Source organism: Rhizobacter sp. P5_A1 (assembly GCF_056400745.1).
This window is the reverse complement of sequence record NZ_JBFUKR010000002.1, coordinates 183,780-208,271: the sequence shown is the minus strand read 5'-3', so window position 1 is coordinate 208,271 and position 24,492 is coordinate 183,780. Positions and strand designations below refer to the sequence as shown.

22 protein-coding genes are annotated in these 24,492 nt (G+C 67.5%); 10 read left to right on the top strand and 12 right to left on the bottom strand.

Annotated features, from left to right (window positions below; genetic code table 11):
* Positions 1-12 precede the first annotated feature (12 nt).
* The 11 genes from AC1DTW_RS02775 to AC1DTW_RS02725 all read right to left on the bottom strand — a co-directional run bounded on the left by AC1DTW_RS02775 (position 13) and on the right by AC1DTW_RS02725 (position 13,245).
* The gene (locus AC1DTW_RS02775; RefSeq protein WP_477978893.1) at positions 13-1,704 is read right to left on the bottom strand and encodes a right-handed parallel beta-helix repeat-containing protein; all 1,692 of its coding nucleotides are present in this window, start codon (positions 1,702-1,704) and stop codon (positions 13-15) included.
* Positions 1,701-2,174: a fibronectin type III domain-containing protein gene (locus tag AC1DTW_RS02770; protein WP_477978891.1), complete on the bottom strand. Its 474-nt coding sequence runs from the start codon at positions 2,172-2,174 to the stop codon at positions 1,701-1,703. The genes AC1DTW_RS02775 and AC1DTW_RS02770 overlap by 4 nt, the downstream gene beginning before the upstream one ends.
* 665 nt (positions 2,175-2,839) lie before the next feature.
* Positions 2,840-3,730 (bottom strand): glucose-1-phosphate thymidylyltransferase RfbA, encoded by an 891-nt coding sequence (gene rfbA / locus AC1DTW_RS02765; RefSeq protein ID WP_477978889.1) that lies wholly within the window; start codon positions 3,728-3,730, stop codon positions 2,840-2,842.
* Between the two features lie 26 nt (positions 3,731-3,756).
* Positions 3,757-4,653, bottom strand: a complete 897-nt coding sequence (gene rfbD / locus AC1DTW_RS02760; protein ID WP_477978887.1) for a dTDP-4-dehydrorhamnose reductase — start codon at positions 4,651-4,653, stop codon at positions 3,757-3,759.
* Positions 4,650-5,729, bottom strand: coding sequence for a dTDP-glucose 4,6-dehydratase (rfbB, locus tag AC1DTW_RS02755; protein WP_477978885.1), 1,080 nt, complete (start codon positions 5,727-5,729; stop codon positions 4,650-4,652). Before rfbB ends, rfbD begins: the two co-directional genes overlap by 4 nt.
* On the bottom strand, positions 5,726-6,673 hold the full coding sequence (locus tag AC1DTW_RS02750; protein ID WP_477978883.1) for a VirK/YbjX family protein: 948 nt from the start codon (positions 6,671-6,673) through the stop codon (positions 5,726-5,728). The genes rfbB and AC1DTW_RS02750 overlap by 4 nt, the downstream gene beginning before the upstream one ends.
* A 20-nt stretch (positions 6,674-6,693) precedes the next feature.
* On the bottom strand, positions 6,694-7,974 hold the full coding sequence (locus AC1DTW_RS02745; RefSeq protein ID WP_477978881.1) for a nucleotide sugar dehydrogenase: 1,281 nt from the start codon (positions 7,972-7,974) through the stop codon (positions 6,694-6,696).
* A 41-nt stretch (positions 7,975-8,015) separates the two neighbouring features.
* Positions 8,016-9,470, bottom strand: a complete 1,455-nt coding sequence (locus AC1DTW_RS02740; protein WP_477978879.1) for a mannose-1-phosphate guanylyltransferase/mannose-6-phosphate isomerase — start codon at positions 9,468-9,470, stop codon at positions 8,016-8,018.
* 29 nt (positions 9,471-9,499) lie between these two features.
* The gene (gene galE / locus AC1DTW_RS02735) at positions 9,500-10,525 is read right to left on the bottom strand and encodes a UDP-glucose 4-epimerase GalE (RefSeq protein WP_477978877.1); all 1,026 of its coding nucleotides are present in this window, start codon (positions 10,523-10,525) and stop codon (positions 9,500-9,502) included.
* Entirely contained in the window at positions 10,522-11,781 is a 1,260-nt protein-coding gene (locus tag AC1DTW_RS02730) for a porin family protein (protein WP_477978875.1), read from the bottom strand. The genes galE and AC1DTW_RS02730 overlap by 4 nt, the downstream gene beginning before the upstream one ends.
* Before the next feature lie 69 nt (positions 11,782-11,850).
* Entirely contained in the window at positions 11,851-13,245 is a 1,395-nt protein-coding gene (locus AC1DTW_RS02725; RefSeq protein WP_477978873.1) for an undecaprenyl-phosphate glucose phosphotransferase, read from the bottom strand.
* 182 nt (positions 13,246-13,427) lie between these two features.
* On the opposite strand from AC1DTW_RS02725, the gene AC1DTW_RS02720 reads away from it, so the two are divergent.
* The 8 genes from AC1DTW_RS02720 to clsB all read left to right on the top strand — a co-directional run bounded on the left by AC1DTW_RS02720 (position 13,428) and on the right by clsB (position 21,286).
* Positions 13,428-13,943, top strand: coding sequence for a hypothetical protein (locus AC1DTW_RS02720; RefSeq protein WP_477978871.1), 516 nt, complete (start codon positions 13,428-13,430; stop codon positions 13,941-13,943).
* 1 nt (position 13,944) lies between these two features.
* The gene (ubiB, locus tag AC1DTW_RS02715) at positions 13,945-15,492 is read left to right on the top strand and encodes a ubiquinone biosynthesis regulatory protein kinase UbiB (RefSeq protein ID WP_477978869.1); all 1,548 of its coding nucleotides are present in this window, start codon (positions 13,945-13,947) and stop codon (positions 15,490-15,492) included.
* A gap of 89 nt (positions 15,493-15,581) precedes the next feature.
* Positions 15,582-15,950, top strand: a complete 369-nt coding sequence (locus AC1DTW_RS02710) for an FmdB family zinc ribbon protein (RefSeq protein ID WP_477978867.1) — start codon at positions 15,582-15,584, stop codon at positions 15,948-15,950.
* A 25-nt stretch (positions 15,951-15,975) separates the two neighbouring features.
* A complete protein-coding gene (locus tag AC1DTW_RS02705; protein ID WP_477978865.1) occupies positions 15,976-16,641 on the top strand; it encodes a DUF502 domain-containing protein in 666 nt (221 codons plus the stop codon).
* A gap of 155 nt (positions 16,642-16,796) precedes the next feature.
* Positions 16,797-18,590 carry an aspartate--tRNA ligase gene (aspS, locus tag AC1DTW_RS02700; RefSeq protein WP_477978863.1) on the top strand — a complete coding sequence of 598 codons (1,794 nt, stop codon included), beginning with the start codon at positions 16,797-16,799 and terminating at the stop codon, positions 18,588-18,590.
* A gap of 81 nt (positions 18,591-18,671) precedes the next feature.
* Positions 18,672-19,133 carry a dihydroneopterin triphosphate diphosphatase gene (gene nudB / locus AC1DTW_RS02695; protein ID WP_477978861.1) on the top strand — a complete coding sequence of 154 codons (462 nt, stop codon included), beginning with the start codon at positions 18,672-18,674 and terminating at the stop codon, positions 19,131-19,133.
* A 10-nt stretch (positions 19,134-19,143) separates the two neighbouring features.
* Positions 19,144-19,953 carry an endonuclease/exonuclease/phosphatase family protein gene (locus AC1DTW_RS02690; RefSeq protein WP_477979165.1) on the top strand — a complete coding sequence of 270 codons (810 nt, stop codon included), beginning with the start codon at positions 19,144-19,146 and terminating at the stop codon, positions 19,951-19,953.
* A 70-nt stretch (positions 19,954-20,023) separates the two neighbouring features.
* Positions 20,024-21,286, top strand: a complete 1,263-nt coding sequence (gene clsB / locus AC1DTW_RS02685) for a cardiolipin synthase ClsB (RefSeq protein WP_477978859.1) — start codon at positions 20,024-20,026, stop codon at positions 21,284-21,286.
* 6 nt (positions 21,287-21,292) lie between these two features.
* Here the strand turns inward: clsB and AC1DTW_RS02680 are convergent, their stop codons facing one another.
* Complete coding sequence (locus AC1DTW_RS02680; RefSeq protein WP_477978857.1) at positions 21,293-21,694, bottom strand: DUF805 domain-containing protein; 402 nt, start codon at positions 21,692-21,694, stop codon at positions 21,293-21,295.
* A gap of 39 nt (positions 21,695-21,733) precedes the next feature.
* Here AC1DTW_RS02680 and AC1DTW_RS02675 point away from each other — a divergent pair, with 39 nt between their 5' ends.
* On the top strand, positions 21,734-22,786 hold the full coding sequence (locus tag AC1DTW_RS02675) for a ligase-associated DNA damage response exonuclease (RefSeq protein ID WP_477978855.1): 1,053 nt from the start codon (positions 21,734-21,736) through the stop codon (positions 22,784-22,786).
* Positions 22,783-24,489, top strand: a complete 1,707-nt coding sequence (locus AC1DTW_RS02670; protein WP_477978853.1) for an ATP-dependent DNA ligase — start codon at positions 22,783-22,785, stop codon at positions 24,487-24,489. Before AC1DTW_RS02675 ends, AC1DTW_RS02670 begins: the two co-directional genes overlap by 4 nt.
* Positions 24,490-24,492: the final 3 nt, after the last annotated feature.

Genomic DNA, 24,492 nt, shown 5'->3' with positions numbered 1-24,492 from the left:
AATCCGCTGGTGCTATTGGATGCCCATCCCGGTCGGCGAGCTCGGCACAACGGCGGTTGCCCCTCGCTGAAGTGCGCCAATATCCGACACAGTACTACGCCTCACGCCACCGATGCCGAATGCGGAACTCCGCAACGGGTGGCCAGCAGCAATGCTCGGTGAATTGCTTGCCATGACGATCGAAAATTGTGGGGCAACGGGCACACTGATGAGTGGGTCCACAGCTTTCGAGTGAAGGTCGAATCCGGCTGCTTGTTGCGCTGCCATCGTCGTCCGCGTTGAGTCCCAAATGCCGGCGGTCGCAGCGTAGAAGCACAAGTTGTAGTCGAATGCGCTGAATGCTGAGGTCGCCAAGCCTCCCGTGATGAAGCACGAAGTGGCGGAGGTGCTGCCCGTTCCGAAGTAAATCAGATTCGACGCCACGACATGGTTAGTGCCGTCGCGGCTGACGCGAATACCTACGCTGCTAGCGTTCGGGTTCTTGAGGTAGATCGTATTGTTGCGAACAGTCAACTTGTTGTTCAGCGTATTTCCCGCGATAGGGGCGGTGTTGTATTTGGACGGCGCCACCACGCCTGCAGATCCAACTTGCTCCGAATACACGTAGTTGTTCTCGACGGTGCAGTTGTCACACAGATCTACGCCGATTCCCAGCGTGTAGTTGATGATCGTGTTGCCGCGGATCGCCACATTCGTGAACCCCTCCTTCGCGTAGATGCCGCCGTACCCGCCCGAATCCACGGAAATGCCCCAGCACGATGTGCTCAAGGGCACCGTCGGCTCGGAGACCGTGTTGTTCTCAATGGTGATGCCATCCTTGAGGCCATGCACGACGATGGCCACCGCTCGGCAGCCCCCGGGCGTCGGCAATACCGCGGTGTCACTTGCGTACGGTGAGTTGTTCGTCAGCGTATTGCCGCGGATTACCACCTGCTTGGTCGGCACCGCAACATTGTTGACCGCTGCATCGTCCAGGTAAATCTGGTGATCCAACATGCCGACGCCGTTGTTGTCAAACCTGTTGTTCTCGATCAGCGAGTCGTTGCACGAGAGCAGGACTCCCATGCCGCGGTTGTGATGGATGTTCGAGTCGCGGATGACGATGTGCTCCGTCAATCCGTCCGATCCCGTTGCCAGCACGTTGCTGGTGCCTCCGCTGCATTGGATGCCGTTCCGATATCCTTCTATTTCCAGGCGGCGGATCGTCACGTAATCCACGTCTTGGGACATCATTATTGCCGGCAGGAGGGACGTCGTGCCGGTGCCGACCAGATGCAGATCCTGCACCACATAGCCCTCGTCATGGGTTGAATCGCCGGAGTTGACGAGGCCAACGGTGTACGCGGATGTGGTTCCGTTGAGAATGGGATTCGCGGTGGTCGCTGTGGACCACGAGGGCGTGTACGCGCCCAACAAGATCGGGTTGCTGGCACGGCTGTTCAGATTGGACAGGGAGTTGAGATTGCAGGCCGTCTGCGACGACCCCCGGGCGAACAGCACTTGATCGCCGGCTGCGAGCATGGGGAACCTGTTGCTGACCTGGGCGCATGTCTTCCAGGGCGCCGCTGCACTCGTGCCCGCGTTCGCATCATTGCCGGCAACGCATTGCGCGCTTGCACCCGCTCCGCAATCCGAAACGTAGTACGAGGCCGCATTCGCCGCCCCGGTCAGGGCGAAAAGGAGGATGGGGAGAAGGTGTTTCATAGCGATTTGCTCATTTCGTAGCCAAAGCCGCTCTCGCTGCCCGACGAATCGACGGCGGTGACGGTGAAATACCACGTGCCCGTTGCCAAGCCCGTGACGGCGCCGCTCGACGCGGTTGCTCCCGACACGTAAACGTTGCCGGAGTATGTGCCCGGCGCGGCCCCGTAGTAGATGCGGAAGCCCGCCAGCGGATTGACCGTGCTGCCGTCGGCATCGGTGAGCGGTGGCATCCACGCAATGGTCGCCGATCCACTGCCGCCGATAGCGGGCGCAGGCGCGGGCGCAGGCACGGGGGTGGGAGCGGGTGCAGGTGCAGGTGCAGGTGCAGGTGCAGGTGCAGGTGCAGGTGCAGGTGCAGGATCTGTCCACCCCGAGTGCTTGCCGTTGTCGGCGCGCAGCGCCTCGGCGGTGGTGCTTTCGCTGCTGTCGACACCAGCGCCGCCGCCGCAGGCGGCGATGACCGATGCCATCAGTAGGGAGAGACCTAGAGGTACGGAACGAGAGAGTTTGGGAGAGGTTTGCAACATTTCAATGACCTGGAAAGAGAGAGACAGCGCGCGCCAGGCAGCCGGCGGCGTTCCAGTGCATATGGCGAGGTAACCGACGCAGTCGGTATGACGCAGAAGCGTTGCAATCGCGATTGACACTCGATGCACGCGCGGCCCGACTGAAGTCGGTGTGGCGCGGCAGCGTGAAACTGTTATCGAGAGAAGGCGCAGCGGCTTGAGCGGGTGCTTGTAACCGGCGCGGGGAGAGTGTGAGCATGTGTAATCAGTTACCGGGGCACGAGGCGACGAAGGTGCTGTGCGTTTCGTAACCTGACGAGGACGCGCAGCGCGTGCTCCCAAAAGGTGCAGGTCCCATGCCACGCGGAGAACTGCCGCGATCCGTCGAGAAATTCGCGGCCAGGCGGCCGTTCGACCCCTAAGGCGTTGCCCGTCGTTACAAGCCTGACCGCGGACGCCGAGCGGCCGAACGCGGCGTTACAGGAGGGACGGGTCGCGTAGGCCATCCCGGCCCGGACCGCTATCCCTAGATTCGCATTGAGCGACCGGCGCCTGTAACGCCGACGTTTTCAAACCACAGGCCGTGATTTCCGCTGTGGTAGCCGGCGCACCGCGTCGCCCAGAGAGACTCAATAAGCCCGGTCTGTGAGGACTCGCTTCAGGTAGTGGCCGTACCCGTTCTTCAGCATCGGCGCAGCCAGGGCTTCGAGTTGCCCGGCGTCGATCCACCCGGAACGGTAGGCAATCTCTTCCGGGCAGGCCACTTTCAAACCCTGGCGCCGCTCCAGGGTCGCGATGAACTGACCTGCCTCGAGCAGGCTGTCATGCGTTCCGGTGTCGAGCCAGGCATAGCCGCGGCCCATGATTTCGACATTCAGCTGGTTCTGGCGCAGGTAGGTCGCATTGACGTCGGTGATCTCGAGCTCGCCGCGCGGCGAGGGCTTGATGCTCGCGGCAATGTCGCAGACCTGCGCGTCGTAGAAATACAGCCCGGTGACCGCATAGTTGCTCTGCGGCGCCTTCGGCTTTTCTTCGATGCTCAATGCGCGGCGCTGCTCGTCGAAGGCGACAACGCCATAGCGCTCGGGATCGTGCACGTGGTAGGCGAACACCGAGGCCCCATCGCTGCGCTGCGCCGCGGCGCGCAGCAGGTCCTGCAGCGCGTGACCGTAGAAGATGTTGTCGCCCAGCACCAGCGCGCTGGGCCAGCCGGCGATGAACTCGCGGCCCAGGATGAAGGCTTGCGCCAACCCGTCGGGGCTGGGTTGCACGCAGTAGCGGATGTCCAAGCCCCACTGTGCGCCGTCGCCGAGCAGCGCCTCGAAGCGCGGTATGTCCTGCGGCGTGCTGATCAGCAGGATTTCGCGGATGCCGGCGAGCATCAGCGTGGCCAGCGGGTAGTAGACCATCGGCTTGTCGTACACCGGCAGCAGCTGCTTGCTCATCGCGAGCGTGGCGGGGTGCAACCGGGTGCCGGAGCCCCCCGCGAGGATGATGCCTTTGCGTTGTGTGGCGGCCATGTTGTGAGAGTCTCGGGGCGGGGAGTTCAGTTCGACAGTTCGGTCAGCATGCGTTCTACGCCGCTTTGCCACGGTGGCAAGGTCAGGCCGAAGGTGTCGCGCAGCTTGCGCGTGTTCAGGCGCGAGTTGGCGGGTCGCCTCGCGGGCGTCGGGAAGGCGCTGCTCGGCACCGGGACAACGGCCTCCGGCGCGACGCGGATCGGCTGGCCGGCCGCGCGCGCAAACTCGATCACATGGCGCGCATAGCCGTGCCAGCTGGTTTCGCCGGCCGCCACCGCGTGGTAGGTGCCGGCGAGCTCGGGGCGCGTGCTGGCGGCACGCAGCGCGTGCGCGGTCAGGTCGGCGAGCAGGTCGGCGCCGGTCGGCGAGCCGATCTGGTCGTCGATCACGGTCAGGCGGTCGCGCTCCTTCGCCAGCTTCAGCATCGTCTTCGCGAAGTTGCCACCGCGCGCCGCATAGACCCAGCTGGTGCGGAAGATCAAATGCCGGCAGCCGCTGGCGCGGATCGCCTGTTCGCCTTCGAGCTTGGTCGCACCGTAAACGCTGAGCGGGCCGGTCGGCGAGTCTTCGGACCACGGCGTGCTGCCGCTGCCGTCGAACACGTAGTCGGTGCTGTAGTGCATCAGCCAGGCGCCGAGTGCGGCGGCCTCGCGCGCGAGCACGGCGGGCGAGCCGGCGTTCAGCGCGCGCGCGAAATCGGGTTCGCTCTCGGCCTTGTCGACCGCGGTGTGCGCGGCCGCATTGACGATGATCTGCGGCGCGATCGCACGCACCGTCGCGGCCAGCGATTCGGGCTGCGAAAAGTCGGCGGTCCACGGCGGCGCGCTATCGAAGTCGAGCGCGATCACCTCGCCCAGCGGCGCGAGAGCGCGCTGCAACTCCCAGCCGACCTGGCCGTTCTTGCCGAGCAGCAGGATCTTCACGCGCTTGCGCGGGCGGTCTCGCGCGCGCTGTAGTTCGTGTCGACCCAGTCGCGGTAGGCGCCGCTCTGCACGCGCTCGACCCATGCCGCGTTGTCGAGGTACCAGCGCACCGTCTTGCGGATGCCGGTGTCGAAGGTCTCGGCCGGCCGCCAGCCGAGCTCGCGCTCGATCTTGCGCGCGTCGATCGCGTAGCGGCGGTCGTGACCCGGCCGATCGGTCACGTGGGTGACCAGGCGGCGGTAGCTGCCGGCGGGGTCGGGCCGCATCTCGTCGAGCAGCGCGCAGACAGTCTGCACGATCTCGATGTTGGGCTTTTCGTTCCAGCCGCCGATGTTGTAGGTCTCGCCGAGCCGGCCGCGCGCCAGCACCTCGCGGATCGCGCTGGTGTGATCTTTCACGTAGAGCCAGTCGCGCACTTGCTGGCCGTCGCCGTAGACCGGCAGCGGCTTGCCTGCCAGCGCGTTGACGATCATCAGCGGGATCAGCTTCTCGGGGAAATGGAACGGCCCGTAGTTGTTCGAGCAGTTGGTCGTCACGACCGGCAGCCCATAGGTGTGATGCCAGGCGCGCACGAGGTGGTCGCTCGCGGCCTTGCTCGCCGAGTACGGGCTGTTCGGTTCGTAGGCGTGGTCTTCGGTGAACGGCGAATCGTTCTTGCCGAGCGAGCCGTAGACCTCGTCGGTCGAGACATGGTGGAAGCGGAACGCGGCCCTCGCCGGCGCATCGAGCGCGGCCCAGTGCGCCCGGGTCGCCTCGAGCAGTGTGAACGTGCCTTCGACATTGGTCTTGATGAATGCGCCGGGGCCGTGAATGCTGCGGTCGACATGGCTCTCGGCCGCGAAGTGCACGACCGCGCGCGGCCGATGCTCGGCGAGCAGCCGATCGAGCAGCGCGCGATCGCAGATGTCGCCTTGCACGAACACGTGCCGGGGGTCGCCCTTCAACGATGCGAGGCTCTCGAGGTTGCCGGCGTACGTCAGTGCGTCGAGGTTGACGACCGGCTCGCCGGTGGCCGCCAGCCAGTCGAGGACGAAATTCGCGCCGATGAAGCCGGCGCCGCCAGTGACGAGGATCATGGATTCGGCGGTTCAGTTTGGGTCGATGCGGACGCCGAACCGAAGCGCGAAGAGATATCGGCCGACAACTTGTCCATCAGTGCGTATCGGCGTCGATAGAGCGGCCGGCTCTTGGTGGCAATGTCCTCCATCGGGCGGATGATGGGGAGGGAGCCCAGGCGATAGAAACCGTCCCCGTCCGGCATGCCGCCGTGCTCCTGCCAGATTTCGTCGTAGTTCAAGTGCAGCTTCTCCGATTTCGATCTTGCAAAGAAAGGATGACGATGGTGGCGCTGTTCTTCGCTGACGCACAGCACGCGCTTTACGCCCAGGTGAAAGGTCAGAAACTGGAAGGCCTTGATCAGGAAATCCCGCGTGCGCATGCGTTCCAAACCCTTGGAGATCTCGCGATATTTCTCCAGCGCCGAGTCGACATTCGATCCCTGAATGCCGCCGACGTACGCCACTCGCTCGCCATCCTGAATGCCGAACGAAAAAGACAGCGACATCAAACGTTCCTCATTCAGAAACTGATTGAAGACCAAGCTGCCCTCACGGAGGCACCAGGGTGCGCGATCGATGACCAGTCTGAGGCCTGCGGACGCCTCCGACATGTCCGTGACCAGCAGGGATTCCGTCGGGGAGATCGCCACCGCGGCCATGTCAGTATTCATGGCCTGCCAATGCTGCGACAGGGCTTCGAAACGCTGCAACACCGACCAGCCGGAATGAATGTACGGCCAGACAACGAAGCCCATCAATTGCGGGCGCGCGTCAAGATCGCGCAGCAGCAGGCGATTTTCAGTGCGAGCGAAGAAGTCGTTGAGCGCATCCTGAACCTTCAGGCAGGCCACAACGAAGCGCAACTTCGCCCGCAAGTCGCGGACGCCCAAGCCCGGAAAGGCCGCGTTCGCGGACCGTACAAACAGTCGAAGCCCGAGCCCCGGGTTGCCGCGGCTATGCATCTTCCTCTCCCCAAACAAGATCAGAGCCGCCAGACCGCCAAGCCGGCGCCACGTAGCGCCACGGCATCGAAGCCCGCCTTCACGTCAACGAAGCAGCCGTTCTTGACGATCTTGCGGCCGATGTCTTCGAGTCCGAGTTGACGGTACTGCTTGTGCGCGACCGCCGCGACGATCGCGTCGGCCCGCGGCAGTTCGTTCCACGGCGTCAGCGTCACACCGTACTCGTGCAGTGCTTCGTCGGGATCGCCTTCCGGGTCGTGCACGAACACCTCGACCCCGAACGCACCGAGCTCGTGGATGATGTCGACCACCTTGCTGTTGCGCAGGTCGGCGCAGTCTTCCTTGAAGGTCAGGCCGAGCACGTTGACTTTCGCGCCCTTGACGTAGCTGCCGCTGGCGATCATCTGCTTGATCGTCTGCTCGGCGATGTACTTGCCCATGCCGTCGTTGATGCGGCGCCCGGCGGTGATCACCTGCGGGTGGTAGCCCAGCATCTCGGCCTTGTGCGTCAGGTAGTAAGGGTCGACGCCGATGCAATGGCCGCCGACGAGCCCCGGCTTGAACTTCAGGAAATTCCACTTCGTGCCGGCGGCCTCGAGCACCTCGCTGGTATCGATGCCGATCTTGTCGAAGATGATCGCGAGCTCGTTCATCAGCGCGATGTTCAGATCGCGCTGGGTGTTCTCGATCACCTTGCAGGCTTCGGCCGCCTTGATGCTCGAGCAGCGGTGCACGCCCGGCTTGACGACCATCTCGTAGAGCTGCGCGACTCGCTCGAGCGTCTCCGGTGAATCGCCGGAGACGACCTTGACGACGTTCGTCAGCATGTGCTCGCGGTCGCCTGGGTTGATGCGTTCGGGGCTGTAGCCGACGAAGAAGTCCTGCTTCCACTTCAGGCCCGAGCTGGCCTCGAGCACCGGGATGCAGACTTCCTCGGTCGCGCCGGGGTAGACCGTCGATTCATAGATCACGGTGGCGCCGCGCTTGAGGTGCGGGCCGACGCTGCGACTCGCGCCGATGAGCGGCCCGAAGTCGGGGATGTGCGCGGCGTCGACCGGTGTCGGCACCGCGATCAGGATGAAATCGGCCTCGCGCAGCGCGGCGGGGTCGCTGGTGTACTCGGCATGCGTCGCCAGCGCCATTTCGGCGTCGGGGATCTCGCGCGAGGGATCGGTGCCGGCGCGGCACTTCGCGACCTTGTCTTCGACGATGTCGAAACCGATCGTGCGGCAATGCTTGCCGAACTCGACGACGAGCGGCAGGCCGACGTAGCCCAAGCCGATGACGGCCACTGTTTGCATGTTCTGTTCATCCCTCTTGTGGTTTTGAGTCGCGCCGAGCATCAGGTCGGAGGCGCGCGCCCGTAGGTGTCTTCGAAGCGCACGATGTCGTCCTCGCCGAGGTAGCTGCCCGACTGGACCTCGATGATCTCGAGCGGCACCTTGCCCGGGTTCGCGAGCCGGTGCGTCGTGCCCAGCGGGATGTAGGTGCTCTGGTTCTCGGTCAGCAGGATCACCTGGTCGCCATTCGTGACCTCGGCCGTGCCGCTGACGACGATCCAGTGCTCGGCGCGGTGGTGATGCATCTGCAGGCTCAGGCTCGCACCCGGCTTGACCATGATGCGCTTGACCTGGAAGCGTGCGCCCGCGTCGATGCTGTCGTACCAGCCCCACGGGCGGTGCACCTGCCGGTGCAGCGTGTGCTCGCTGCGGCCCGCGCCATGCAGCTGGCCGACGATGGCCTTCACGTCCTGGCTGCGCGCGCGGTCGACGACCAGCACCGCGTCCGGCGTCTCGACGACGACCACGTTGTCGAGCCCGACGACGCCGACCAGCCGGCTCGTCGCATGCACGAGCGTGTTGCGGCTGTCGCTGACGAGCGCATCGCCGTGCGTCGCGTTGCCGGCCGCATCCTTGGGGCTGACCTCCCAGACGGCGTCCCAGGCGCCGAGGTCGGACCAGCCGGCGTCCATCGGCACCATCCGGATGTCGAACTCGGGCGATTCGGGGCAGCGCTCCATCACCGCGTAGTCGACCGACTCGCTCGGGATCGTCGCGAAGGCCGCGCGATCCGGGCGCACGAAGCTGGCGTCGGTGCTGCGGCCGGCCCACGCGAGCCGGGTCGCGTTGTGGATGTCGGGGCGGAACTGCTGCAGCGCCGCGAGCCACACCGATGCGCGGACGACGAAGTTGCCGCTGTTCCAGAAGTAGCCGCCATCGGCCAGGTAGCGCTGCGCGGTCTCGAGATCGGGCTTCTCGACGAACTGCGCGACGTTCAGTTCGCCGGCCGAGGCCTTCGCGCAGCGCAGGTAGCCGAAGCCGGTCTCGGGCCCGGTCGGCGCGATCCCGAGCGTGACGATCGCGCCGCCGGCTGCCGCGCGCACCGCGCGTTGCAGCGCGCTGGTGAAGGCCGCTTCGTCGACGTACGCGTGATCGGCCGCGGTGACGACCAGCACCGGATCCTTGCCGCCCTCTTGCGCATGCAGTGCGGCCAGCGTCATCGCCGGCGCGGTGTTGCGGCCCATCGGCTCGAGCAGCACGGTGGCGGGCGGCAACGCCAGCTCGCGCAGCTGGTCGAGCACCAGAAAGCGGTGCTCCTCGTTGCCGACGATGCACGGTGCCGCCACTTCGATGCCCGCATCGCCCAGCGACGCGAGGCGCATCGCGGCCTGCTGAAACAGGCTGCGATTGCCGTGCAGCACGAGGAACTGCTTCGGATGCTGGGCGCGCGAGAGCGGCCACAGGCGAGTGCCGCTGCCGCCGGCCATGATGACGGGTTGAACCGGGATCGAGGTCATGATGAAGTCAGAGGTTTGGGAGTGGGGGCTCAGCCCGCCAGACCGTTCGGGTTCATGCGTTGCCAGCGCCAGCTGTCGGCGCACATCGCATCGAGGTCGCGGGTGGCGCGCCACTGGAGCAGGTCGTTTGCCAGCGAGACATCGGCGTAGCTCGCGTCGACGTCGCCGGGGCGGCGCGCGACGAACTCGCAAGGCACGCTGACGCCGCTGGCGCGCTCGAACGCGCGCACGACCTCGAGCACGCTGTGGCCGCGGCCGGTGCCGAGGTTCGCGGTGATCGAGCGCCTGCGGTCGAGCAGGTAGCGCAGCGCCTGCACATGGCCGTCGGCCACGTCGAGCACATGGATGTAGTCGCGCACGCCGGTGCCGTCGGGCGTGGCGTAGTCGTTGCCGAAGACCTGCAGCCGCTCGCGCCGGCCGACCGCGACCTGCGCGACGAAAGGCAGCAGGTTGTTCGGAATGCCGCGCGGGTCTTCGCCGATCTGGCCGCTCGCATGCGCGCCGACCGGGTTGAAGTAGCGCAGCAGCGCGATCGACCACGCCGGATCGGCGCGCTCCAGGTCGCGCAGGATGTTCTCGCCGATCAGCTTGGTCGCGCCATACGGATTGGTCGCCGACAGCGCCGAATCCTCATGCACCGGCAGCGTTTCGGGCTTGCCGTAGACGGTCGCGCTCGAGCTGAACACGAGCGTCTTGCAGCCGTGATCGCTCATCGTCTGCGCGAGGGTCAGCAGGCCGCCGATGTTGTTGGCGTAGTAGGCGAGCGGCTTCGCGGTGCTCTCGCCGACCGCCTTGAAGGCGGCGAAGTGCACGGCGGCGTCGATCTGCCCGGCATCGAACACCGTCGCCATCGCCGTGGCATCGCAGACGTCCGCGCGCACGAACTCGGGTTCGCTGCCGCTGAGCGTGCGCAAGCGGTTCAGCACCTCGGGCGAGCTGTTCGCGAAGTTGTCGACGCCGACGACGCGAAAGCCCGCCGCCAGCAGGCTCAGCCAGGTGTGCGAGCCGATGAAGCCGGTCGCACCGGTCAGCAGGATGCGGGGCGCTGCGGTCATCGCATCGTGAGCTGGACCGAGCAGCTCGCGACGTTGGCGCTGTACGCGAATCCCGCGCCGCCCGAGACGCTGCGCGTCTCGCGGTCGACATTGCAGGCGAGCTGCCAGGCGCGGGCGATCGCATACGTGGCACTGAGTGTCGCCTTGCGCACGTTGTCGCTCGATTCGGAGCCCGGCCCGGTCGCGCCGCCGGCCGTCACCGTGCTGACGATCTTGGCGTGTCGATAGGTGTAGCCGGCGTTGACGTTGATCTTCGCGGTGGCGGCGTAGGTCGCGGTCAGGGACACGGCATCGCTGACCTGGCTGTTCTGGTTCAGCCCGATGACCGGCGTGCTGCCCGCGGAGCCCGCGACGTTGAAGAACGAACCGTTGGTTCCGGCGTCGCGGCTGTAGGCGAGCTTGAACGAGGTCTTTCCGGTCGGCGCGTAGTGTGCCGAGAGCGCGCCGGTCAGGCCCGAGAAGTCTTGGCCGACCGCGCCCGAGTTCGTCTGCCGGGTCCAGCTCAGGCGCGCATCGACGCCGGTCTGCGGGCTGTACTGCCAGTCGACCGAGAGGTCGAAGTTGCGGCCGTTGCTGGTGCTCTCGCTGGTGCCGGTGGTCGTCACGAGCCCGTTCGGCAGCACCGTGCGCGTGAAGCGCACGCCGGCGCCGACCTGCAGGTCGGGATTGATGCTGTATTTCGTGCCGAGGCTGCCGACATCGGCCGACGAGTTCGAGTTCAGCGTGGTCGGCGTCGAATAGCGCGCGCGGCTGTGCGCATAGTCTGCGACGAGGGCGAGGCGGCCCGCACCGCCCCAGCGAATACCGGCCCCCACCCGATCGGTTTTCAGCAGGTTGCGCTCGGTCGTCAGGGCGGCCGAGTTGCCGTCGAAGGCGGCGAGGCTCTGGTTCGCCGAGACATCGAAATTGCCGGAGAGCTTTTCGATCGTGGTCCAGTCCCAGCCGGCGTCGAGGCCGTAGCTGGTGTTGTCGAGCTTGGTTTCATCCTGGTACTTGTTGTAGCGAATGTTCGCCGAACCGTGCAGGCGCTGGCGCCCGATCGGCTGGTCGAAGCCACCGAGCAGCCCGGTGCTCGAATAGTTGTCGCCGGGCCCATCGGGCACGCGGTAGACGTTCGAATCGTGCGTCAGCGCCTGGCTCACGCCGAGGTACCACGGGCTGGGCTCGTCCGCCGCCGCTGCGCCGCTGGCGAGCGCGGCCAGGGCAGCGATCAGATGGCGATGGCAGGGCCTGCGGGTCTTCTTGCGAACTTGCATGCGGTGCTCCAGGTTGACTGACAGAGTGGGTCGCCGATCATGCCGCGATACCGCGCGGCCGGGCGTCATTCAGTAAGCGTGGCGGTCGAAGAACACGAGCCTGATCGTGCGCACGATGATCTGCAGGTCCAGCCCCAACGACCAGTTGCGCAGGTACTCCAGATCGTATTCGACGCGCGCCTGCATCTTCTCGATCGTATCGGTCTCGCCACGGTGGCCGTTCACCTGGGCCCAGCCGGTGATGCCCGGCTTGACCTTGTGGCGCACCATGTAGGCCTTGATCAGGCGGCGATATTCCTCGTTGTGCGCCACCGCGTGCGGGCGCGGCCCGACGATGCTCATGCGACCTTGCAGCACGTTGATGAACTGCGGCAGCTCGTCGAGCGAGGTGCGCCGGATGAAGGCGCCGAAGCGCGTGATGCGCGGGTCGTCCTTCGTCGCCTGGTGAACGACCGGGCCATTGTCTTGGGAGCGCATCGAGCGGAACTTGTAGACGACGATCTCGCCGCCGTCCAGCCCGTTGCGGCGCTGGCGGAAGATCACCGGGCCCGGCGAGCTGAGCTTCACGCCGATCGCCGTGACGAGCAGCACCGGCGCGATCAGGATCAGGATCAGGCTGCCGAGCACGATGTCGCTGAACCGTTTCATGAGTTCATTCGTGCCGGTGAACGGCGTCTCGCAGATGCCGACGACCGGCACGCCGTTCATGTCCTGCAGCCGACCCTGGATGATGCTGATGCCGAACACATCGGGCACGAAGAACAGCGACGCGGTCGTGCCCTGGACCTCTTCGAGCAGTTCGACGATGCGCGGCTGCGAGCCGAGCGGCAGCGTGATGTAGACCTCGCGGATGCCGTGCTCGCTCGCGTGGGCGGCGACGTCCTTCAGGCCGCCCAGACGCTGCGCGCTGGCCTCCTGGTGCAGGCGATCATCGGTGCGGTCATCGAAGTAGCCGACGAAGTCGACGCCGTACTCTGCGCTCTCGGCCAGCGCCTTCGCGACCTTCACGCCGAGCGCGCCGCCGCCGACAACGACCGCGGTGCGCCGCGCGGCCGGCCGCGCGGACAGCCGCTGCACCACCAGCTTGCCGATCCACACCGCGAGCCACTGCAGGATCGGCGTCGCGACCACCCAGTTCAGCAGAACGTCATTCTCGAAGTAGTGCAGGCTGCGCGTCGCGTAGCCGCACAGCGCGAGGATCGCGACCAGCGAGACCCAGGTCGAAAGGATGTCGACACCGGCGGCGATCAGGTTGTCGCGGAAGCGGTTGCGTCCGGGGAAGGTCAGCGCAAAGACCAGCAGGCACAGCGTCAGCGCAGGCCGATCGATCGGTTCATCGGCATAGACCGTCGCGAACAGAAACGTCAGCACCGTGATGCCGGGCTCGAGAAACGCCGCGACGAGCGACGTCACCGACTGGGGTGCGCTGTAGAACGTTCTCTTGTAGCTTCGGTCTTCAAACATGGATTCGTGGTGGCGCGCGGGCCCGACCAAGGTTGCCTTCAGCGGCGCCTCGGCGCACGGCGCGGCAGCTGCATTCCCCTCGGTCCTGCAGCGACGCGTGACGGCGGATTCTCCATCAAAAGCAAACCGTCTCATCCCTCGGCCGCGGGGGGGCGGCGAGGGCCCGTGCCTACAATCCGTGCATGTTTCACAGCCTCAACTCGCTGCTCGGCAGCGCGGCCATCGAACGCCTGACCTTGCTCGCGAACCACGTGCTCGCGTCGGAGCCGGTCGCGACCGAGCGCCTGCGCGCGCATGCCGGGCGTTGCATGCAGTTGCAATTCGAGGGCTGGCCGAGCCTGTTGCCGGCGCTGCCGCCGAGCGCCTTTCGGGTCACGCCGGCCGGGCTGATCGAGTGGTGCGGCATCGAGGCGATCGCCGAGCCGGATCTGCGCGTCAGCATCGACGCGTCGAACCCGGCGCTCGCGATGGCGCAAGCGCTGGCGGGCACGCGCCCGAAGGTCGAGGTGGCGGGCGACGCGGCCTTCGCGACCGACTTGAACTGGCTCTTCGACAACCTGCGCTGGGATGTGCAGGACGACCTCGCCCGGATCGTCGGCCAGGCCCCGGCGCGCGAGATCGCGCGCATCGCCGGCGGTGTCGCCGCCGGATTGCGCGAAGCGGTGCGCACGTTGACCGGCCTGGTTGCGCGGTCTTGAAATGAGGCATATCGCGCGGCTGATCGTCATCACGATCACGGTTCTGCGCTACGGGCTGGACGAGCTGGCACTGTCCAGCTTCCGCCAGCGCTGGGTGCGGGCGCTGGTGCGCGTGATGACGCTGGGGCGCAAGCTCGATGCACCGCGCGGCGAGCGCCTGCGGCTCGGCCTCGAGCGGCTCGGCCCGATCTTCGTCAAGTTCGGGCAGGTGCTGTCGACGCGCCGCGACCTGCTGCCGGCCGACCTGGCCGACGAACTCGCGAAGCTGCAGGACGCCGTGCCGCCGTTCCCGGCCGAGCAGGCCCGCGGGCTGGTCGAGCGGGCCTTCGGCCGGCCGATCGACGCGATCTTCGCGCGCTTCGATGCCGAACCGGTCGCCAGCGCGTCGATCGCGCAGGTCCACTTCGCGCGGCTGAAGGATGGCCGCGAGGTCGCCGTGAAGGTGCTGCGCCCCGGCATGCTCGCCGTCATCGACGACGACCTCTCGCTGATGCGCACGCTCGCACGCTGGGTCGAGCGCTTCTCGGCCGACGGCAAGCGCCTGAAGCCGCGCGAGGTCGTCGCCGAGTTCGCGAACTACCTGCACGACGAGCTCGACCTGGTGCGCGAGGCCGCGAACGCCGCGCAGCTGCGCCGCAACATGCAGGCGCTGAACCTGATCATGGTGCCCGAGATGGTCTGGGACCTGTGCACCCAGGGCGTCATCGTGATGGAGCGCATGAACGGCGTGCCGATCAGCCAGACCCAGCGCCTGCGCGAGGCCGGCGTCGACATCCCGAAGCTCGCGCGTGACGGCGTCACGATCTTCTTCACGCAGGTCTTTCGCGACGGCTTCTTTCACGCCGACATGCACCCCGGCAACATCCAGGTCAGCGTCGCGCCGGAAACGTTCGGTCGCTACATCGCGCTCGACTTCGGCATCGTCGGCACGCTGACCGAGGTCGACAAGGAGTACCTGGCGCAGAACTTCATCGCGTTCTTCCGGCGCGACTACAAGCGCGTCGCCGAACTGCACGTCGAGTCCGGCTGGGTGCCGTCGGCGACTCGCGTCGACGAGCTCGAGGGCGCCATCCGCGCGGTCTGCGAGCCGCACTTCGATCGGCCGCTGAAAGACATCTCGCTCGGCCAGGTGCTGCTGCGCCTGTTCCAGACCTCGCGCCGCTTCAACGTCGAGATCCAGCCGCAACTGGTGCTGCTGCAGAAGACGCTGCTGAACGTCGAGGGGCTGGGCCGCCAGCTCGATCCCGAGCTCGATCTGTGGAACACGGCAAAGCCGTTCCTCGAGCAATGGATGAACAAGCAGGTCGGCTGGCTCGGGCTGCTCGAAGGCCTGCAGCGCGAGGCGCCGCGCTACGTGCAGTTGCTGCCGGAGCTGCCGCGCCTGATCCACCAGGCCTTGCTGCCGCGCGCGCCGACCGAGCAACGGCTGCTCGAGGCGCTGCTCGTCGAGCAGCGCCGCACGCGCCGGCTGCTGCAAGCGATCATCGGCGTCGTCGGCGGCGCGCTGCTCGGGCTGCTGGGTGCGCAATTCTGGATGCACTGGCGCTGATCGCTCGGCGAGGCCCGACGGCGCACCCACGGGTCGTATAATTCGTGGTTTTCCTTTTCGAATTTCCCTTTTAAATCAAAGGCTTGGCCATGCCGATCTATGCCTATCGCTGCTCCGCCTGCGGGCACGCGAAGGATGTCCTGCAGAAGATGTCCGATCCGGTGCTCACGGTGTGCCCGGAATGCGCTGCACCGACCTTCGTCAAGCAGCTGACCGCGGCAGGCTTCCAGCTGAAGGGCTCGGGCTGGTACGTGACCGACTTCCGCGGTGGCGACAAGGGCACGCCGGCCGGCGGCGACAAGGCCGATGGCGTGAAGAACGGATCGGACAACAAGAGCGAACCGGCCGCGGCCTCCGCGGCCGCCCCTGCAGCCGCGAAGAGCGAGGCCGCTGCCACGCCGGCAGCAGCTCCCGCACCGGCCGCCGCGCCGGCGACGCCGTCGTCCGGCGCCAAGTGAAGGCGCGCGGCGCCCAAGGATCGCAGTGAAGAAATACCTCATCGCCGGGCTGCTCGTCTGGCTCCCGCTGGCCATCACGATCTGGGTGCTGCAGGCCGCGCTCGGCGTGCTCGATGGTGTCTTCGGCTGGTTCCTGATGGCCGGCAAGGCGATCCTGCCGGCCGCGGCCGAACCGGCGATCGACATGCTGCTGAAGGTCCCCGGCCTCGGCGTGATCGTGATGCTGCTCGGGCTGCTGCTGACCGGCGTGTTCGCGACCAATATCGTCGGCCAATGGTGGCTGCGCCAGGGCAGCCGCGCGCTGAGCAAGATCCCGATCGTCAAGTCGATCTACAACTCGGTCAAGCAGGTCTCGGACACGCTGTTCTCGAGCAACGGCAATGCCTTTCGCGAAGCGGTGCTGGTCCAGTATCCGCGCCAGGGCAGCTGGACGATCGCATTCGTCACCGGCAAGCCGGGCGGCGAGGCCGCGCTGCACCTGCCGGGCGACTACCTCAGCGTGTATGTGCCGACGACACCGAACCCGACCTCGGGCTTCTTCCTGATGGTGCCGCGCGCCGACGTGATCGTGCTGCAGATGAGCGTCGACGAGGCCCTGAAGTACGTGATCTCGATGGGTGTGGTCGCGCCGCCGATGCATGGCGGCGCCGTCGCGCCGGTCGTCGTGATCGCCGAGCCGGCCCGAAATTGACCGGGCCGAGCGGCATGGCGACCGCCCGGCCCGTGGCCCTGCGATGCAGCGGCGAAGCGCCTTCCCCCAAATTCCCTGCCCGAATTTCGAACCGACGCTGCGCGCGAGCGCGTCGTTCCCGACAACCAATCTGCCCTGCGCAGTGGAGTGACTTGATGCGAACCACCTATTGCGGCCTCGTCAGCGAAACGCTGATGGGCCAGACCGTGACCTTGATGGGCTGGGCCCACCGCCGCCGCGACCACGGCGGCGTGATCTTCATCGACCTGCGCGACCGCGAAGGCATCGTCCAGGTCGTCTGCGACCCGGATCGCGCCGAGATGTTCAGGCATGCCGAAGACGTGCGCAACGAGTTCTGCCTGAAGATCGTCGGCAAGGTGCGCGCGCGCCCCGACGGCACCGTCAACGCCAACATCACGAGCGGCAAGATCGAGGTTCTGTGTCTCGAGATCGAGGTGCTGAACCCGAGCATCACGCCGCCGTTCCAGCTCGACGACGACAACCTCTCCGAGACCACGCGGCTGACGCACCGCGTGCTCGATCTGCGCCGCCCGCCGATGCAGCGCAACATGATGCTGCGCTACCGCGTCGCGATGGAGGTGCGCAAGTTCCTCGACGCGCAAGGCTTCATCGACATCGAGACGCCGATGCTGACGAAGAGCACGCCCGAGGGCGCGCGCGACTACCTCGTGCCTTCGCGCGTGCACGACGGCATGTTCTTCGCGCTGCCGCAGTCGCCGCAGCTGTTCAAGCAGCTGCTGATGGTCGCGGGCTTCGACCGCTACTACCAGATCACCAAGTGCTTCCGCGACGAAGACCTGCGTGCCGACCGCCAGCCCGAGTTCACGCAGATCGACATCGAGACCTCGTTCCTGACCGAGGAAGAGATCCGCACGATGTTCGAGGGCATGATCCGCAGCACCTTCCAGCACGCGATCGGCGTCGAGCTGCCGGCGTTCCCGGTGATGAAGTACGCGGACGCGATGCACCGCTTCGGCTCCGACAAGCCGGACCTGCGCGTCAAGCTCGAGTTCACCGAGCTGACCGACGTGATGAAGGACGTCGACTTCAAGGTCTTCTCGGCCCCGGCGCTGATGGAGGGCGGCCGCGTCGTCGCGCTGCGCGTGCCCGGCGGCGCCGAGATCAGCCGCAGCGAGATCGATGCCTACACCGAGTTCGTGAAGATCTACGGCGCCAAGGGCCTGGCCTGGATCAAGATCAACGATCTCGCGAAGGGCCGCGAAGGGCTGCAATCGCCGGTGGTCAAGAACCTGCACGACGCGGCGCTCGCGAAGATCCTGGATCGCAGCGGCGCGCAGAACGGCGACCTGCTGTTCTTCGGCGCCGACCGGACGAAGGTCGTCAACGACGCGATCGGCGCGCTGCGCGTGAAGGTCGGCCACAGCGATTTCGGCAAGGCGCGCGGCCTCGTCCAGGGCGTCTGGGAGCCGCTGTGGGTCGTCGACTTCCCGATGTTCGAGTACGACGACGCCGCGCAGCGCTGGAGCGCGGTGCACCACCCGTTCACGTCGCCGAAGGACGGCCACGAAGACCTGCTCGAGACCGATCCGGGCGCGGCGATCTCGAAGGCCTACGACGTCGTGCTCAACGGCATCGAACTCGGCGGCGGCTCGGTGCGTATCCACCGCGAGGAAGTGCAGAGCAAGGTGTTCCGCGCGCTGAAGATCGACGCCGAAGAGGCGCAGCTGAAGTTCGGTTTCCTGCTCGACGCGCTGCAGTACGGCGCGCCGCCGCACGGCGGCATCGCGATCGGCCTGGACCGTTTCGTGATGCTGATGACCGGGGCCGAATCGCTGCGCGACGTGATCGCGTTCCCGAAGACGCAGCGCGCACAGGATCTGCTGACGAACGCGCCGAGCGCGGTCGACGAGAAGCAGCTGCGCGAGCTGCACATCCGCCTGCGCAACGTGCAGGGAGCCGGTGTCTGAGGCAACGGTCACACGGCTGATGCAGAATCAAAGGGCGCGATTTCTCGCGCCCTTTTTCTTGCCGCCGAGAGTGCCTTGTCCGTGATCAAGCCGCCCAAAATCCCCGAATCGGTGCTCGTCGTGATCCACACCGCCGAGCTCGAGGTGCTGCTGATCGAACGTGCCGACCACGCCGGCTACTGGCAGAGCGTGACCGGCTCGAAAGACGCGCCCGACGAGCCGCTCGCGGTGACCGCGCGGCGCGAAGTGTTCGAGGAAACCGGCATCCGGATCGGCTCGCCCGAAGTCCCGCTCGAGAACCTGCGCGACTGGCGGTTTCGCAATGTCTACGAGATCTATCCGGTCTGGCGGCATCGCTATGCCGCCGGCGTGACGCACAACACCGAGTTCGTCTTCGGTCTGCGCGTGCCGGGCCGTGTGCCGGTCGTGTTGAGCCCGCGCGAGCATCTGGCGCACGCATGGCTGCCGTGGCGCGAGGCCGCCGACAAGTGCTTCTCGCCATCGAACGCGCAGGCAATTCGGCAGCTGCCGCGACACGCGTGACGCCATGGCAATGCGCCTGCCCGCCGCCCCCGCCCATGTCGTGCACAGCACGCAGCACCCGAGCCACGTGCTGCGGGTTGCGACCTACAACATCCACAAGGGCGTGCGCGGTGTCGGCCCGCGCAAGCGGCTGGAGATCCACAACCTCGCGCTCGGCATCGAGGCGCTCGACACCGACCTCGTGTTCCTGCAGGAGGTGCGTTTCCTGAACCGGGCCGAGGCGAAGAAGTTTCCCGACACCGTGATCGGCTGGCCGCGCATGCCGCAGGCCGACTACCTCGCGCCCGAGGGCTATGAGGTTGCGTATCGCACCAACGCGACGACGACGCACGGCGAGCATGGCAACGCGCTGTTGTCGCGCTGGCCGCTCGGCGACATCGGCCACCACGATGTCTCCGACCACCGCTTCGAGCAGCGCGGCCTGCTGCATGTGCCGGTGCACTGGAACGGCGTGCTGGTGCATGCGATCGTCGCGCACTTCGGGCTGATCCATGCCAGCCGGGTGCGCCAGGTCGAGCGCCTGGCGAGGTTCATCGAGGCCGAGGTGCCGAAGGACGAGCTGCTGATCGTCGCCGGCGATTTCAACGACTGGGGCGCCAAGCTCGACACGCCGATGCGCGGGTTCGGCCTGCGGCGCGCCGGCGTGCCGGGCGATCCGCCGGCGCGCTTCAACACCTTTCCGTCGCGCATGCCGGTGTTCTCGATGGACCGCATCTACGTGCGCGGGCTGCAATGCCTGTCGACCTCGGTGCCGCGCGGAGCGGCGTGGGCGCGCATGTCGGATCACCTGCCGCTGATCGCCGAGCTCGCGCTCGCATGAGCCCCGCCCGGCCGCCCGAAGGGGCTCGATCCCGCTTGGCGGGACCGGCCGAAGGCCGCAGGGTGCACTCATGAGCGTCACGGACGCTCGCACCCGCGCGCTGCGACCCGATCACCAGCTGCGGCTGATGAAGGGCGCCGAGGTCTTCTTCCCGGCGCTGTGCGAGGCGATTGCCAATGCGCGCGCCGAGGTCCTGCTCGAGACCTACATCTTCGACTTCGGACGTTCGGTGACCGCCGTCGCGCAGGCGCTCGAGGACGCCGCGCGGCGCGGCGTCTGCGTGCGGGTCGTCGTCGACGGCGTCGGCACCGGCGACGTGCCGGCGCCGTGGCAGCGGCGCTGGGCCGACGCCGGCGTGCACTGGCGCATCTTCAATCCGGCGCAGGGCTGGCGCCTGCTGCTGCCGAAGCGCTGGCGCCGGCTGCACCGCAAGCTGTGCGTGGTCGACGGCAGCATCGGTTTCTGCGGCGGCATCAACCTGCTCGACGACTATTTCGACCCGAACCACGGTGCACTGGTGCAGCCGCGCTTCGATTTCACGGTGCGCGTCTGCGGGCCGCTGGTCGCCGACATGCACGACACGATGACGCGCCTGTGGGCGCGCCTGCAGGTCGCGCGCGAGGCGCAGCAGCTCGACGTTGGCGGCGCGCTGCAGGCGGTGCTCGATGCGGCCCGCGCCGGCACCGACATGCACGACGAGCCGGATGCCGACGACGACGAAGACTATCTGCCCGAACAACCCGGCGGGCAGGGCGCGCTGGCCGCGCTGGTGCTGCGCGACAACGTCAGCTTCCGGCGCAGCATCGAGGGCAACTACCGGCTCGCGATCGGCCTGGCGCGCAGCGAGATCCTGATCGCCAACGCCTACTTCATCCCCGGCGTTCAGCTGCAGCGCGCGCTGCTGCGCGCGGCGCGGCGCGGCGTGCGCATCACGCTGCTGCTGCAAGGCAAGTACGAGTACTTCATGCAGTACCACGCGAGCCGTGCGGTCTATGCCGCGATGCTCAGCGCCGGCATCGAGATCATCGAGTACGACGCCAGCTTCCTGCACGCGAAGGTCGCGGTGATGGACGCGCAGGGCGGTTCGCTCGCGACCGTCGGCTCGTCGAACCTGGACCCGTTGAGCCTGCTGCTCGCGCGCGAGGCCAACATCTTCGTGCGCGACGAGGCCTTTGCCGGCGAACTGCGTGCCCACCTGCTCGAGGCGATCGCGAAAGGCCGCCGCGTCGCGCCCGACGCGATCACGCGTTGGTCGGTCGTGCTGCGCGGGTTGAACTGGGTCGCCTACGCGCTGATGCGCGGGCTCGTGTTCGTCTCCGGCGAGCGCTACTAGAAAGACCTAGAACTCGCCGGTGAGATCCCGGCCGAAGCGGTTCGGGCCGACCGTGCCGCGCAGCAGCCCGTTGGCGATCAGCGTCCAGACGATCCCGATCAGCGGGATCAGGTAGACCAGCGCCCACCAGCCCGACTTGTCGCGGTCATGCCAGCGCTTGACGCTGACCGCCGCGCAAGGCCAGGCGAGCAGCAGCGTCGTCAGCATCTCGGCGCGGCGCTCGGAGACGCCGACGATGCCCAGCAGCATCTCGGCCATCACCGACACCAGCAGCGGCCCGAGCACGCCATAGAGCCAGAACACCTTGCGCGGCACGCGGCCGCGGAAGCTGAACACGATCTGCGGTGTCGACATCGGGTCGTCGAAGCCGGGTCGAGGTGCCAGGTGCGGCGCGGTGAGGGTGCTCATGTCGGGTCGGATCCAAGCTGCGGTTGCTACGATGTTCGCATGGACCCCGTCGACGACCTCGTCGTGCTGCGCCCGGAAGGCCTGTACTGCGCAGCTGGCGACTTCTACATCGACCCGTGGCGGCCGGTCGAACGCGCCGTGATCACGCACGCGCATGCCGACCACGCGCGGCCGGGCCATGCGCACTACCTGGCCGCAACGCCCGGCGCCGGCGTGCTGCGCGCACGCCTCGGTGCGATCGACCTGCAGACGCTGGACTACGGCGAGCGCGTCGACCACTTCGGCGTGCGCGTCTCGCTGCACCCCGCCGGCCACGTGCTCGGCTCGGCGCAGGCGCGGCTCGAGCATCGCGGCCGCGTCTGGGTCGTCTCGGGCGACTACTTCGTTGCCGGCCACGTCGACGATCCGCTCGATGCGAACCCGACCTGCGCGCCCTACGAGCCGGTGCGCTGCGACTGCTTCATCACCGAAAGCACCTTCGGGCTGCCGATCTACCGCTGGGCGCCGCAGCGCGAGCTGTTCGGTGCCATCAACCGCTGGTGGGCCGCGAACGCCGCCGCCGGCCGCGCGAGCCTGCTGCTCGGCTACAGCTTCGGCAAGGCGCAGCGCATCCTCGCCGGTGTCGATGCGGGCATCGGCACGATCGTCGTGCACGGTGCGGTCGAGGCGCTGAACCAGGCCTATCGTGCCGCGGGCGTCGCGCTGCCGCCGACGAAGTCCGTCACCAGCATCACCGACCCGGCCGAGCTGAAGCGCGCCCTCGTGATCGCGCCGCCCTCGGTGCAGGGCTCGGCCTGGACGCGGCGCTTCGGCGACCACAGCGACGCGTTCGCGAGCGGCTGGATGCAGCTGCGCGGCGCGCGCCGCCGGCGCTCGGTCGACCGCGGCTTCGTGCTCAGCGACCACGCCGACTGGCCCGGGCTGCAGCGTGCGATCGCGGCGACCTCTGCTTCGCGCGTGATCGTCACGCACGGCTACGAGAGCGTGATGGTGCGCTGGCTCAGCGAGCAAGGCCTGCAGGCCAGCGCGTTCGGCACCGAGTACGGCGACGAGCGGGAAGCCACCGAAGAGGCGCGCGAGGCCGGCGCATGAAGGCCTTCGCGCGGCTCTTCAACGAGCTCGACGCGAGCACCGCGACGGGCGCGAAGGTCGATGCGCTGAAGCGCTACTTCGCCGCCGCGAGCCCGGCCGACGCCGCCTGGGCCACCTACTTCCTCGCCGGCGGCAAGCCGCGCCAGGTCGTGCCGACGGCGGTGCTGCGCGCGCTCGCGTGCGAGCGCGCCGGCATCGCGCCATGGCTGTTCGAGGAGTCCTACCAGGCGGTCGGCGACCTCGCCGAGACGATCGCGCTCGTGCTGCCGCCGGCACCGGCGCTCAGCGATGTCGGCCTGGCCGAGTGGGTCGAGCAGCGCCTGCTGCCTCTGCGCGGCACCGAGCCGATCGCGCAGGCCGAGCGCATCGCGCGCTACTGGGACGAGCTCGACACGACCGGCCGCTTCCTGCTGACGAAGCTGATCGGCGGCGGCTTCCGGGTCGGCGTCAGCAAGCTGCTGGTGCAGCGCGCGCTCGCCGAGCTCGCGGTGCTCGATGCGAAGCTCGTCGCGCAGCGCATGATGGGCTACACCGACGCCAAGCAGATGCCCGACGCGGCACGCTACGCGGCGCTGCTGACGCCCGATGTCGGCGGCCCGGCCGAGGCCGGCCAGCCGTATCCGTTCTTTCTCTCGCACCCGCTCGACGCGAGGCTCGACGAGTTCGACGCGCGGCTCGGCCCGCCGGCCGACTGGTTCGTCGAGTGGAAGTACGACGGCATCCGTGCGCAGCTCGTGAAGCGCGCCGGCAGCGTCTGGATCTGGTCGCGTGGCGAGGAGCTCGTGACCGAGCGCTTCCCGGAGATCGTCGCGCAGGCGCAGCGGCTGCCCGACGGCAGCGTGCTCGACGGCGAGATCGTCGCGTGGAGAGACGGCGCGCTGGCGCCGTTCGGCCTCCTGCAGCAACGCATCGCGCGCAAGACGCTGACCCCGCGCGTGCTCGCCGATGCGCCGGTCGCGTTCATCGCCTACGACCTGCTCGAGTGGGCCGGCGTCGATCTGCGCGGCGAGCCGCAGGCGGTGCGGCGCACGATGCTCGAGACGGCCGTGCGCGAGGCCACGGATCTGCAGCTCTCGCCGATCGAGCTGCGCGACAGCTGGGCCGAACTCGCCGGCCTGCGCGAATCGTCGCGCGAGCGCGGCGTCGAAGGCTTCATGCTGAAGCACCGCGATGCCCGCTACGGCACCGGCCGCCGCAAGCAGGAAGACCTGGCCGGCGGCACCTGGTGGAAGTGGAAGATCGAGCCGCTCAGCGTCGACGGCGTGCTGATCTATGCGCAGGCCGGGCACGGCCGTCGCGCCAGCGTCTACACCGACTACACCTTCGCGGTCTGGAACCGCGCACCGCTCGATGCGGCCGAGGCGCAGGCCGCCGTCGATGCGATCGCGCAGCGTTCGCCGTCACGGCCGGATGCGCTGCAGCTCGTCGCGTTCGCGAAGGCGTACTCGGGCCTGACCGACGAGGAGTTCCGCCGCGTCGACCGGGTGATCCGCGCCAGCACGATCGAGAAGTTCGGCCCGGTGCGCAGCGTCAAGCCGTCGCTGGTGTTCGAGCTCGGCTTCGAGGGCATCAACCGCAGCCCGCGCCACAAGAGCGGCATCGCCGTGCGCTTCCCGCGCATGCTGCGCATCCGCGACGACAAGCCGCTGCACGAGGCCGACACGCTGCAGACGCTGGAGGCGCTGCTGGCGCTGGCCGGCTGACGA